At 70.3% G+C, this 12,937-nt stretch carries 10 protein-coding genes and 1 pseudogene; 5 read left to right on the top strand and 6 right to left on the bottom strand.

The window, feature by feature from the left end:
- Positions 1-102 precede the first annotated feature (102 nt).
- Positions 103-1,674, bottom strand: a complete 1,572-nt coding sequence (gene guaA / locus AWC19_RS17650; RefSeq protein WP_085079335.1) for a glutamine-hydrolyzing GMP synthase — start codon at positions 1,672-1,674, stop codon at positions 103-105.
- 60 nt (positions 1,675-1,734) lie between these two features.
- Positions 1,735-1,926, bottom strand: a complete 192-nt coding sequence (locus AWC19_RS30730; RefSeq protein ID WP_245849082.1) for an SCP2 sterol-binding domain-containing protein — start codon at positions 1,924-1,926, stop codon at positions 1,735-1,737.
- A gap of 238 nt (positions 1,927-2,164) precedes the next feature.
- On the opposite strand from AWC19_RS30730, the pseudogene AWC19_RS31420 reads away from it, so the two are divergent.
- The 4 genes and pseudogenes from AWC19_RS31420 to AWC19_RS17625 all read left to right on the top strand — a co-directional run.
- Positions 2,165-2,633, top strand: a pseudogene (locus AWC19_RS31420) (MFS transporter); the annotation flags it as partial.
- Between the two features lie 226 nt (positions 2,634-2,859).
- A complete protein-coding gene (locus tag AWC19_RS17635; RefSeq protein WP_085079334.1) occupies positions 2,860-3,084 on the top strand; it encodes a hypothetical protein in 225 nt (74 codons plus the stop codon).
- A gap of 232 nt (positions 3,085-3,316) precedes the next feature.
- A complete protein-coding gene (locus AWC19_RS17630) occupies positions 3,317-4,093 on the top strand; it encodes a beta-phosphoglucomutase family hydrolase (RefSeq protein ID WP_245849090.1) in 777 nt (258 codons plus the stop codon).
- A gap of 13 nt (positions 4,094-4,106) precedes the next feature.
- Entirely contained in the window at positions 4,107-6,473 is a 2,367-nt protein-coding gene (locus AWC19_RS17625) for a glycoside hydrolase family 65 protein (protein ID WP_085079332.1), read from the top strand.
- Here the strand turns inward: AWC19_RS17625 and AWC19_RS17620 are convergent.
- A complete protein-coding gene (locus AWC19_RS17620) occupies positions 6,467-7,045 on the bottom strand; it encodes a TetR/AcrR family transcriptional regulator (protein ID WP_085079331.1) in 579 nt (192 codons plus the stop codon). The genes AWC19_RS17625 and AWC19_RS17620 overlap by 7 nt on opposite strands.
- 58 nt (positions 7,046-7,103) lie before the next feature.
- Here AWC19_RS17620 and AWC19_RS17615 point away from each other — a divergent pair, with 58 nt between their 5' ends.
- Positions 7,104-7,997, top strand: coding sequence for a TauD/TfdA dioxygenase family protein (locus AWC19_RS17615; RefSeq protein ID WP_085079330.1), 894 nt, complete (start codon positions 7,104-7,106; stop codon positions 7,995-7,997).
- Here the strand turns inward: AWC19_RS17615 and AWC19_RS17610 are convergent.
- From AWC19_RS17610 to AWC19_RS17600, 3 genes are all read right to left on the bottom strand, one after another.
- Entirely contained in the window at positions 7,994-9,739 is a 1,746-nt protein-coding gene (locus AWC19_RS17610) for a GMC oxidoreductase (protein ID WP_085079329.1), read from the bottom strand. The genes AWC19_RS17615 and AWC19_RS17610 overlap by 4 nt on opposite strands.
- Positions 9,740-9,801: 62 nt before the next feature.
- The gene (locus AWC19_RS17605; protein ID WP_245849080.1) at positions 9,802-10,899 is read right to left on the bottom strand and encodes an NAD(P)H-dependent amine dehydrogenase family protein; all 1,098 of its coding nucleotides are present in this window, start codon (positions 10,897-10,899) and stop codon (positions 9,802-9,804) included.
- Entirely contained in the window at positions 10,896-12,911 is a 2,016-nt protein-coding gene (locus AWC19_RS17600) for a molybdopterin-containing oxidoreductase family protein (protein WP_085079328.1), read from the bottom strand. The genes AWC19_RS17605 and AWC19_RS17600 overlap by 4 nt, the downstream gene beginning before the upstream one ends.
- Between the last annotated feature and the right edge of the window lie 26 nt (positions 12,912-12,937).

The following is a 12,937-nucleotide window of genomic DNA, read 5'->3' as shown; positions in this document are numbered from 1 at the left end:
GAGGCTGCTTTATGCGCCCGGTGCTGGTGGGGCCGATGTGTCAAAAAGCGCGCGTGAGGCGTGTCTTCGCAACTGGCCGGGTGCCGCGGGAAAGCCGCCGGCCTACTCCCACTCGATGGTGCCGGGCGGCTTGCTGGTGATGTCGAGCACCACGCGGTTGACCTCGGGCACCTCGTTGGTGATGCGCGTCGAGATGCGCTCCAGCACCTCGTAGGGCACCCGGGTCCAGTCGGCGGTCATGGCGTCCTCGCTGGACACCGGCCGCAGCACGATCGGGTGCCCGTAGGTGCGGTTGTCGCCCTGCACGCCCACCGAGCGCACGTCGGCCAGCAGCACCACCGGGCACTGCCAGATCTGGTTGTCCAGCCCCGCCGCGGTCAGCTCCTCGCGCGCGATCGAGTCGGCGCGCCGCAGCGTCTCGAGCCGCTTGGCGGTGACCTCCCCGACGATCCTGATGCCCAGCCCCGGCCCCGGGAACGGTTGGCGCGCAACGATTTCCTCCGGCAGCCCCAGCTCGCGTCCGACGGCGCGCACCTCGTCCTTGAACAGCAGCCGCAGCGGCTCGACGAGCTTGAACTTCAGGTCGCCGGGCAGGCCGCCGACGTTGTGGTGGCTCTTGATGTTGGCGGTGCCGCTGCCCCCGCCGGACTCCACCACGTCGGGATACAGCGTGCCCTGCACCAGGAACTCGACCTGAGAATCCGTGTCGGCCCCGCTCTCCCGCACGATGTCTCGCACGGCGCCCTCGAACGCGCGGATGAACTGGCGGCCGATGATCTTGCGCTTGCCCTCGGGGTTGGTCACCCCCGAGAGCGCCTGCAGGAAGGTGTCCGCCGCGTCGACGGTGACCAGGTTGGCGCCGGTGGCGGCGACGAAGTCGCGCTGCACCTGGGCGCGCTCGCCGGCGCGCAGCAGCCCGTGGTCGACGAAGACACAGGTCAGCCGGTCGCCGATGGCCCGCTGCACCAGCGCGGCGGCCACCGCCGAGTCCACCCCGCCGGACAACCCACAGATCGCATGGCCGTCACCGATCTGCGCGCGCACCTGCTCGACCAGCGCGTCGGCGATGTTGGCCGGCGTCCACTCCGCGCCCAGCCCGGCGAAGTCGTGCAGGAACCGGCTGAGCACCCGCTGGCCGTGCGGGGTGTGCATCACCTCGGGGTGGTACTGCACACCGGCCAGCCGCCGGCCGCGGTTCTCGAAGGCGGCCACCGCGGCGCCGGCGCTGCTGGCCACCACGTCGAACCCGTCCGGCGCGGCCGTGACGGCGTCGCCGTGGCTCATCCACACCGGCTGAACGTCGGGCAGACCCGAATGCAGTTCGCCGCCAAGGACTTTCAGTTCGGTTCGGCCGTATTCGCTGCTGCCGGTGTGGGCGACGGTGCCGCCCAGGGTCTGCGCCATCGCCTGAAACCCGTAGCAGATGCCGAACACCGGCAGGCCCAGGTCGAACAGCGCCGGATCGAGCTGCGGCGCGCCCTCGGTGTAGACGCTGGCCGGTCCGCCGGAGAGCACGACCGCCACCGGGTTGCGGGCCTTGATCTCCTCGACCGAGGCGGTGTGCGGGATGACCTCGGAAAAGACCCGCGCTTCGCGGACCCGGCGGGCGATCAGCTGCGCGTATTGCGCACCGAAGTCGACCACCAGTACGGGCCGCGGTGAGGGTGTTTCCACGGCAGCCAGCTTAGTGGCTCGGCTCGGGCCGGCTCCTGGCGTGGTTCAGCGTGGTGGCTCCTACGCCGACAGCGAAAACGCCCGGCGCACCGCGTCGACGACCTCGGGGTCGCCTTTGAACTCGAGGCGCCGCAGCGCCCCCCTGCGCTTGGCCTCGCTGGCCCCGAGGCGCGCTTTGACGAGGTCCGCCGCGCTGGCCTTGAGCGTCACCGACGGCTCACCCCGCCCCGCGGCGAGCCGACCGCGGGTCACGGCGAACCCGAAACGGCGGCCGTCTATTTCGATGCGATCGTCGCTTCCAGGCCGGCGGCGCCGCGCGAGTCGAAACCGAGAGAAATCCCGCCAAGAACCCGTTCAGCGGCGCCGTCGGCCCGTCCCCGATCGGGTCCAACCGGTCCAGCCCGAACCAGGCGACGCTCTGCAAAACCGGCAGCATGCTCCCAGCCCGGGTCGGAAAGCGTGTACACGGTGCGCCCGATCGGCGCCGGCATACACGGCATTTCAGAGCGGCGTGCGATTGCTGCCGGTCGCCGCCCCGATCGCGCTGGCCAGCGTCCTGGGGCCGCGGCTGGCCGAGCGGATCGGCACCACCGCCGTCGTCGCCGCCGGCCTGGCATGGGCGTCCACGGCGGACGCCGCGACGCCCTACCCCCAGATCGCCCTGCAGATGCTGCTGCTCGGCGCCGGCCACCGAGGCCATCATGGGATCGCTGCCCGCCGACAAGGCCAGCGTCGGCTCGGCCGTCAACGACACCACCCGCGAACTGGGCGGCACCCTCGGCGTGGCCATCGCCGGCAGCATCTTCGCGTCGGTGTACTCGGGGCACCTCGGTGCGACCACGTTGACGGGATTGCCCGCCGACGCGATGCGCCACTCAATGGCGTTGGCGCACAAGGTGATCGGTCGGCTGCCCGCACCACAGGCCGGCTCCGTGCGCGACGCCGTCGACCGCGCGTTCCCGGCGTGTCGTTCGCCGCCGCCCGGCCGGTCGGTCCGACGGGAAGCGTCCTCGGCGTCGACGCCGCGCCCGCGATGGTCGAGCTGGCCCGCGCCCGCGCCGCCGAAAGGGGCTTGGCTGCATTGCGTTTTCGTTCTCCGAGAACGACATCGCCGCGGCGCGCAGCGTCCCGAACCTGCCGCTGTTCGATCGGGTCATAACGGGCATCGTCCGCGCCTTCGAGGCCATGGGGCTCAGCACGCGGTTCGGCACCACGCCGCACACGGTCTTCGCCGACGCCGGCCTGGGCGCGCCGCGGCTGACGCGGGGCACGCCGAGCGGCACCGCCGCCGACGCCGACATGCTGGCCTGCGCCGCGGCGGTCCGGCGGCTGGTCTCCCCGGCCGCGGAAGACGGGGGCTTCGCCATCGACGGGCTCGACATCGACGAGTTCGTGCCGCGATTCCGGTAAGAGGCGCGGGCCGCCGACGCCCTCATCACGCTGCCCCCGCTCATCACCGCATGGACGAAGGCGCAGAAATGAGCGACGCCAGGCCGTGAGCAGAGGTTGAACCGTGGCGGCACAACTAGTTTCCGGATCGGCGCTACCCACCACCGGCCCGCGGACACGGCGCGCGTCACGCGCCACGCCGCCGATTCCCGGTGATTGCTGGCGGCAGACATCTCGGCATGGTGGAGTGGGTATCGCTTTAGCTATCACCCCGACACCGGAGAGTGAGGTACCCGTGCTGGGTCTGCCCGAGAAGGTACGTGCCTGCCTGTTCGACCTCGACGGTGTGCTCACCGACACCGCCAGCGTGCACACCAAGGCCTGGAAGGCCATGTTCGACGCCTACCTCCGCGAGCGGGCCACGAGAACCGGGGAAAAGTTCGTCCCCTTCGACGCGTCCGCGGACTACCGCCTGTACGTGGACGGCAAGAAGCGCGAGGACGGGGTCCGGTCGTTTCTGCGGAGCCGCGGCATCGAGCTGCCCGAGGGCGAGCCGGACGACCCGGACGACGCCGAAACCGTCAATGGGCTGGGTAACCGCAAGAACGAGATGTTCCAGAAGGTCCTGCACGACGACGGCGTCGAGGTATTCGAGGGCTCGCGGCGCTACCTGGAGGCCGCCTCGCAGGCCGGCCTGGGCATCGCCGTGGTGTCCTCGAGCGCCAACACCCGCGACGTCCTGCAGATCACCGGCCTCGACCGGTTCGTCCAGCAGCGGGTGGACGGGGTCACGCTGCGCGAGGAGCACATCGCCGGCAAGCCCGCCCCCGACTCCTACCTGCGCGGGGCCGAGCTGCTGGGCGTCGGCCCCAAGGCCGCGGCCGTCTTCGAAGACGCCCTCTCGGGCGTGCAGGCCGGACGTGCCGGTAACTTCGGCTACGTGGTGGGCGTCGACCGGGTGGGCCAGGCCGACGATTTGCGCCGCAACGGCGCCGACGTGGTGGTGACCGACCTGGCCGACCTGCTGTGAGGCATGCTCCCCGATGATTACTGAAGAAGCCTTTCCCGTCGAACCGTGGCAGGTCCGCGAGACCCGGCTCGACTTGAACCTGCTGGCCCAGTCGGAATCGCTGTTCGCCCTGTCCAACGGGCACATCGGGTTGCGCGGCAACCTCGACGAGGGCGAACCGCACGGCCTGCCCGGCACCTACCTGAACTCGTTCTACGAGATCCGGCCGCTGCCCTACGCCGAGGCGGGATACGGCTACCCCGAGGCCGGCCAGACGATCGTCGACGTCACCAACGGCAAGATCATCCGGCTGCTGGTGGAGGACGAGCCGTTCGACGTCCGCTACGGCGAGCTGCTCTCCCACGAGCGCGTCCTGGACCTGCGCGCCGGGACGCTGACCCGCCGCGCGCACTGGTCCTCGCCCAACGGCAAGCAGGTCAAGGTGGTGTCCACCCGGCTGGTGTCGCTGGCCCAGCGCGGCGTCGCCGCGATCGAGTACGTCGTCGAGGCCGTCGAACAGTTCGTCCGCGTGACCGTGCAGTCCGAGCTCGTCGCCAACGAGGACCAGCCGCAGACCTCCGACGACCCGCGGGTGTCGGCCATCCTGGAAAACCCCCTGGAGGCCGTCGACCACGAAAGCACCGAAACCGGAGCGCTGCTCATGCACCGGACCCGGGCCAGCGCGCTGATGATGTCCGCCGCGATGGACCACGAGATCGACGTGCCCGGGCGCGTCGAGTTCAGCACCGACGCCCGCCCGGACCTGGCCCGGACGACGGTGATCTGCGGGCTGCGCGCGGGCCAGAAGCTGCGCATCGTCAAGTATTTGGCCTACGGCTGGTCGAGCATGCGCTCGCGCCCGGCGCTGCGCGACCAGGCCGCCGCGGCGATCCACAGCGCCCGCTACACCGGCTGGCAGGGGCTGGTCGACGCGCAGCGCGCCTACCTCGACGACTTCTGGGAGAACGCCGACGTCGAGGTCGAGGGCGACCCGGAGTCGCAGCAGGCGGTCCGGTTCGGGATGTTTCACCTGCTGCAGGCCAGCGCGCGCGCCGAACGGCGCGCGATCCCCGCCAAGGGCCTCACCGGAACGGGCTACGACGGCCACGCCTTCTGGGACACCGAGGCCTACGTGTTGCCGGTGCTCAGCTACACCGCACCCCATGCCGTCGCCGACGCGCTGCGGTGGCGGGCGTCGACGATGGATTTGGCCAAGGAGCGGGCGGCCGAACTCGGCCTGGCCGGGGCCAGCTTTCCGTGGCGGACCATCCGCGGCCAGGAGTGCTCGGCGTACTGGCCCGCCGGCACGGCGGCCTGGCACGTCAACGCCGACATCGCGATGGCCTTCGAGCGGTACCGCGTGGTGACCGGCGACCACGACCTGGAAAAGGAGTGCGGCCTGAAGGTGCTGGTCGAGACGGCCCGGCTGTGGATGTCGATCGGGCACCACGACCGCCACGGCGTGTGGCACCTCGACGGGGTCACCGGCCCCGACGAGTACACCGCGATCGTGCGCGACAACGTCTACACCAACCTGATGGCGGCCCACAACCTGGTCACCGCAGCCGAAGCCTGCAACCGCCACCCGGACGAGGCCGAGGAGCTCGGCGTCACCACCGAGGAGGCCGCCTCCTGGCGCGACGCCGCCAGCCGCGTCAACATCCCCTACGACGCCGAGCTGGGCGTCCACCAACAGTGCGAGGGCTTCACCACCCGCGCGGAGTGGGACTTCGAGAAAAACTCCAGCTACCCGCTGCTGCTGCACTACGCCTACGTGCGGCTCTACCCCGCCCAGGTGATCAAGCAGGCCGACCTGGTGCTGGCCATGCAGTGGCAGAGCCACGCGTTCACGCCCGAGCAGAAGGCGCGCAACGTCGACTACTACGAGCGGCGCATGGTGCGCGACTCGTCGCTGTCGGCCTGCACCCAGGCGGTGATGTGCGCCGAGGTCGGGCACATGGAGCTGGCCCACGACTACGCGTACGAGGCGGGGTTGATCGACCTCCGCGATTTGCACCACAACACCCGGGACGGGCTGCACATGGCCTCGCTGGCCGGCGCCTGGATGGCGCTGGTCGTGGGGTTCGGCGGGCTGCGCGACGACGAGGGCATCCTGTCGCTGGACCCCCAACTGCCCGACGGCATCTCGCGCCTGCGGTTTCGGTTGCGGTGGCGCGACTTCCGGCTGACCGTGGACGTCAACCACTCCGAGGTCACCTACACGGTCGACGACGGGCCCGGTTCCGAGCTGTGCCTGCGGCACGCCGGTCAGGAGATCACGCTGACCACCGAGTCCCCGGCGACGATCGCGCTGCACGCGCGCAAGCCGCTGCTGCCGACCCCGCAGCAGCCGCCGGGACGCGAGCCGCTGCGCCGGCGCGCCCTGGCGCGCACTCAGTGAGGTTCGATGATCCGGGCCATCTCGTCGACGACAGCCTTGCGCAGCTCGTCGTCGGTCATGTCGTCGAGCCCGGTCGCCGACCGCAGGAACGGCGCGAACAGCCGCCAACCGAACTGCAGCGCAAAGGCATTCGCCACGGCCAGGCGCGCGCCGCGGTCCCCCTCGCGGCCCGGACCGTAAGCCGGGCGGATGCGCTCGAGCAGTTGGGAGGCGCCGGGGAACCGCGTCTGCAGCTTGCCGGCGGGATAGCCGTCGAGCAGGGTGCGGGCCATGACGCGCAGGTGGCGGTCCATCGCCCGTTCGGCCTCGGCGGACGACGGGTCTGCCTGTAGCAGCTCGGTGGTGGTGGCGCCCAGGTGATCCAGCACCGCGCCGACCAGCTGGTCCTTCGTGCCGAAGTGACGAAACACCAAGCCGTGGTTGACATTTGACCGCGCGGCGATGTCGCGGATCGAGGTCGCGGCCGGACCCCGTTCGGCGAACAGGTCGGTGGCCGCCTCCAGGATGGCGGGCGCCACCTGCTCGCGCCCCGTGGGGTTTTTCCGGCCGGCCCTTGCCGAACCTGTAGTCATATGACTACACTAGCGCATGTAGTCAGTTGACTACAGCTACGAGTCGAAGAGGACGAAAATGGGCCACTCGATCACCGTCACCAAGCTGGGCAGCCGCATCGGCGCCCGACTCGACGGCGTCCGCCTGGGCGGCGACCTGGACGACGGCAGCGTCGGGGAAATCCGGCGGGCCTTGTTGACGCACAAGGTGATCTTCTTCCGCGGCCAGGACCACCTCGACGACCAGCAGCAGCTGGCGTTCGCGCGCCTGCTGGGCACCCCGATCGGTCACCCGGCCGCCTCGGTGCTGGCCGCCGACAACGCGCCGATCATCACGCCGATCAACTCCGAGTACGGCAAGGCCACCCGCTGGCACACCGACGTCACGTTCGCCGCCAACTACCCCGCGGCGTCGATCCTGCGCGCGGTCACGCTGCCCAGCTACGGCGGGTCGACGCTGTGGGCGTCCACCGCGGCGGCCTACGACGCGCTGCCCGAACCGCTCAAGCGTCTCGTCGAGGATTTGTGGGCGCTGCACACCAACCGCTACGACTATGTCGCGAACGAGGCGCTGACCGACGCGCAGCGGGCGTTCCGGCAGGCGTTCGAAAAGCCGGACTTCCAGACCGAACACCCGGTCGTGCGCGTGCACCCCGAGACCGGCGAGCGGACGCTTTTGCTGGGAGACTTCGTGCGCGGCTTCGTCGGCCTGGACAGCTACGAGTCGACGGCGCTATTCGAACTGCTGCAACGACGAATCACCCAGCCCGAGAACACGATTCGCTGGAGCTGGGCGTACGGAGACGTCGCCATCTGGGACAACCGGGCGACCCAGCACCGGGCGATCGACGACTACGACGGCCAGCACCGGCTCATGCATCGGGTCACCCTGATGGGCGACGTGCCCGTCGACGTGCACGGCCGGCGCAGCCGCGTGGTCAGCGGCGCCGAGCTGCGCGCCATCGCCGGCTAGCCCGCGGTGCTGACCGGGTTGATCGGCAGCCGGCGCAGCGCACCCGGGGCGTGCCCGGGCACCACCGGGTGCTCGGGCGCGATCGGGTCCAGGCGCCGGTAGGTGTCTCCCTGCAGGGGCCGCACGTCGTTCTCGCCCTTGTTCGGCCACAGCGACGCGGCCCGCTCGGCCTGCGCGGTGATCGACAGCGACGGGTTGACGCCCAGGTTCGCCGAGATCGCCGCGCCGTCCACGACGTACATCGACGGGTAGCCATACACCCGGTGGTACGGGTCGATGACGCCGGTCTCGGGGCTGTCGCCGATCACCGCGCCGCCCAGGAAGTGGGCCGTCAGCGGGATGTTGAACAGCTCCCCCCAGGTGCCGCCGGCCACGCCGTCGATCTTGTCGGCGATGCGGCGGGTCACCTCGTTGCCGATCGGGATCCACGAGGGGTTCGGCTGGCCGTGGCCCTGCCTGCTGGAATACCAACGGATTCCGAGCTTGCCGCGCTTGGTGTAGGTGGTGATCGAGTTGTCCAGGTGCTGCATCACCAGCGCGATCAGGGTGCGCTCGCTCCACTGGCTGACGTTGAGCAACCGCATCATGCGCCGCGGGTCCGCCCGCGCCTGATCCAGCAGCTGCTTCCAGCGCGGCACCGCGCTGCCCGGGGGGCCCTCCGGGTCCGCGCCGTCGGTCATCAGCGTCTGCAACAGCCCCATGGCGTTGGAGCCCTTGCCGTATCGGACCGGCTCGATGTGCGTGTCGGACGTCGGATGGACCGACGACGTGATGGCCACGCCGTGGGTCAGGTCGAGGTCCGGCGTCACCTCGAGCCGCCCGGCGCCCACGATCGATTCGGAGTTGGTGCGGGTCAGCATTCCCAGGCGCTTGGACAGCCGGGGCAGCTTGCCCTTGTCGCGCATGTTGAACAGCAGGTGCTGGGTCCCCCAGGTGCCCGCGGCCAGGATCAGGTATTCGGCGGTGAAGGCCCGCCGGTCGCGGCGCAGCCAGCTGCCGGTGCGGACCGTGCGAACCTCCCACAGGCCGTCGGGGCGCTGCTCGAAGCTCTTCACCGTCGTCATCGGATGAACTTGTGCGCCAGCCGATTCCGCGAGCCCCAGGTAGTTCTTCACCAGCGTGTTCTTGGCCCCGTAGCGACAGCCCGTCATGCAGCAGCCGCACTCCAGGCAGCCGGTGCGGGCCGGGCCCGCGCCGCCGAAGTAGGGGTCGGGCACGGTCTTTCCGGGCGCCTTGGTGCCGTCGGGGCCGAAGAACACCCCGACCGGGGTCGGCACGAACGTGTCGCCGAACCCCATCTCGTCGGCGACTTCCTTGACGACGCGGTCGGCGTCGGTGAACGTCGGGTTCTCCACCACGCCGAGCATCCGCTGCGCCTGCTCGTAGTGCTGCATCAGCTCGTCGCGCCAGTCGGTGATGTGCGACCACTGCCGGTCTTTGAAGAACGGCTCCGGCGGCACGTAGAGCGTGTTGGCGTAGTTGAGCGAGCCGCCGCCCACCCCGGCGCCGGCCAGGATCATCACGTTTTTCAGGGGATGGATCCGCTGGATGCCGTAGCAACCCAGCTTGGGCGCCCACAGAAACTTGCGCAGGTCCCAGGAGGTTTCGGCGAACTCCTCGTCGGCGAAGCGCCGTCCGGCCTCCAGCACGCCCACGCGGTAGCCCTTTTCCGTCAGCCGCAGCGCGCTGACGCTCCCCCCGAATCCCGAACCGATGATCAGGACGTCGTAATCAGGCTTCACCGCACCAGTATGGCCTTACCGGCCGGTAACAAACCAGGGAGGTCGTCTTGCGGCCCGGCCCGTCAGCCCAGCGCCGCCGGGACCTGCGGCAGGTCGATGGTCGAGCGGATGCCCGGTGCGGCCGCGCAGACGGCGGGCACCAGATTGACGGCGCGATTGGCGGTGTAGGCCGGCGAGACCTCGGCCATCCGGTCCAGGGGCACCGGCATCCGCATGGCGATGTCCAGGGGCGCGTCACCGTCGACCACGACATGCCAGCCGGTGGCGGCGACGTCCCAGTCGGGCTCGAGGTCGCGGGCGCAGTACCAGGTGGCGCGGAATTGCAGCAAAGGTCGGCCGTCGCGGATGCCGGCCACCGTGATGCGCTGCGCCGCGACAGTGCCCGCCTCCAACGTGCCCGCGGCGATCCGCACCGTCTTGGCGGTGGTGGCGAGCTCCCCGCTGGCCCGCACGGAGTCCAGGGGTAGGCGGACGGCGTCCGCGAGCAACTGCAGCGAGGGCCCGAAACTCGACCGCAGGTAGTCGGCGCGGAACTCTTCGAACGGCGCCGGCGGGCGGCCGAAACCCATCAGGTCGAACATCAATTCCGGCGAATCGCGGCGCGACATGTCCGCGTACTCGTCGATGGTCAGGCTGCGGAGCTGCCGTTGCAAGGACAGCACGACCAGTGGCATGGCTTCGGAGATGAATCCCGGGCTGCTGCCCGTGCTGTGTATCGACGTGCCACCCGCGGCGCAGGCCGCCTCGATCCGCGCCCGCAGATCGCGGTCCATGCTCGGCGGATGGTGGAATTGCCCGCAGGTGGTGATGACGTTGGCGCCCGCCGACAGCAGGCGGCACAGCGCGTCGATGTCGGGGATGCGGGGCATGTACAGCACGCAGTCGGCGCCGAGCGCCACGATCTCGTCCAGGGTCGCCGTCGCGGTGACACCCGTGGCCCCGGCGCCCTGGAGCCCACACAGCTCGCCCGCGTCGCGGCCGATTTTGTCTTGGGCGTACACGTGCACGCCGACCAGCCTCAGACCCGGGTGTTCGATGATGCCCCGCAGAGCGCGGCGGCCGATGGTGCCGGTGGCCCACTGGACGACGCGATACGCCTCGCGCTCTGAGCGAAAACCGTTGGGCACTAACGGGTCCGGCTGCATCTCGGGCGGTGTCATGACGCGGGGCCCACGGTGATCGGAACGCCGGAGTAGCGGGTCATCCCGGTGATGGAATCGAGGTCGTCCTTACTGGTGAGCCGGTTGACGTTGGCGGCTGCGGAGTGTCCATGGGGTATCGACACCGCTCCGCGGCGGATTGACGCGTCGAGCCTGGCGACCCCGGTGAGCTCACCGTTGGCGCTGCAAACGATCACCGCCTGGGCATCGAGGACGCCGGCCGCCGCGGCGTCGTCGGGGTGAATCAGGATCTCGGCGGGCTCGCCCAGGTATTCCAGCTGCGAGTTCAACTGGCTGCGCTGCCGCCGCGGTACCAGCACCAGCGGGGCCGGCTCGGGGAGCGTCGCCAGCTGCTCGACCAGCAACCGGGGAGCCAGCCGCCACCCGCCGAGCCGCTCGACGTGCCTGTCGACCCACGGCGCCGGCAGCTGGTGGCTTTCCTCCGCGCAACCCTCCTCGACGAGCCGCCGCAGCGGTGCCCGTGCGCCCGCGGCAACCGCCGCCAGCATCGCGTCGTCGCCGGCCTGCTCGCCGGTGGTCTCCGCGAGCTGGTAGCCCAACCGTCGCCCCAATTCGGCGAGGACCCACCAGGCCGACCGGCGATCGCCGACCGGGGCCACGACGGCGGGCGTGTACTGCGCGGCGACCTGCGTCAACAGCACATCCCACAGCGTCACGTCCGCGCGCTCCAGCTGGTCTTTGGTGGGCAGCACGTGGGTGGACAGCAGGGTCGTCTCATTGCCGATGATCTCGACGGTCGCCAGGACCTCGAGCTTCCGCAGCGCCGGCACCAAAACGTCGGCGTCGGGGAAACCGGTGATCAGGCTGCCACCCAGGTTCAGCAGGGCCCGGATGTTGCCGGCATCGATCTCGTCGGCCAACGCCGCGCAGGGCCATTCGTCGAGCATCGAGCGCGTTTCGGGTCGGCTGCGTGGCCCCGGCCCGAACGAGCCCTCGGCCGGCGACACCGGCAGTTCGAACGTTTCGAGCTGATACCAGTAACCCGGGTGGAACCAGTAGCCACCGGGCCGGTTCAGCGACCCCGTCACCGCCATCAGCGCCCAGGACAGCCATTGGGTGACGTTGGCGCCGGCCGACATGGTCACGCCCGTTCCGGTTTCCACCGCCACTCGCCCGGCGCGTCGCACCGCCGCCAGAAGCCGCGTCAGCCCCGCTTCGGGGACGTCGGTGATCCGCGCGGTGTGGTCGAGCGTGAACGGCGTGACCGCTTCGGCCAGCGCGTCGGAGCCGGTGGTGTGCTGCGCGAGAAAGTCGAAATCGGCTCCCTGGCAAAGCAATTCACGAACCAGGAACGCCAGCACGGCGTAGTCGGTGCCCGGCCGCGGCGCAAGGTGGCCGGTGGCCAGCCGCGCGGTCTCCGTGTGACGGGGGTCGATCACCCACAGCGCCGCCCGCTGTGTCAGCGCGCGCAGGTAACCCTTGGGGTTGGGCATAGCGATGTTGTGACCATGTGACACAACGGGATTGGTGCCGATCAGCAGGACGAACTCGGCGTTGTCGTAATCGGGGCGCCCGGACAGCGCTATCGAGCCGCCCACCAGATCGGAGACCAGCACCTTGGCCGTACCGTCGATGGTCATCGGGCTGAATTTCGCGGGGGTGCCCAGGGCGGCGTGCAAGGCCTGCGCCGTCCGGTAGCCCGCGGCGTCCATGCCAAGACCGCTGCCGAAGAAGATCCCGACCGACTGCGGGCCGTGGTCGGCGATGATGCCGTTGAGCCGGGCGCCCAGATCGTCGAGGCACTCCTGCCAGGTCGCGGGCACCAGGTCCCCGTCGACCCTCATCATCGGCCGCTCGATCCGGTCCGGGTGGTGGTGCATCTTGGGTAGCGCACGGCCCTTCGGGCAGGTGTAGCCCTTCGACCGCGGATGCTCGCGGTCGCCGCGCACGCGGGTCACGGTGTCGCCGTCGACGTCGACCAGGATCCCGCAGACCGAGGTGCAGATCCGGCAGAAACTTCGGACCGTCCGCGTCGCGGCCTGTCGCGTCATCGGGTCTCCTCGATTGTGAGCCGCCT

The organism is Mycobacterium palustre (assembly GCF_002101785.1).
In the GTDB taxonomy this organism is placed as follows: Bacteria; Actinomycetota; Actinomycetes; order Mycobacteriales; family Mycobacteriaceae; genus Mycobacterium; species Mycobacterium palustre.
Note: the sequence above shows the minus strand (reverse complement) of the source record. Positions and strands in the feature narration are given on the sequence as shown.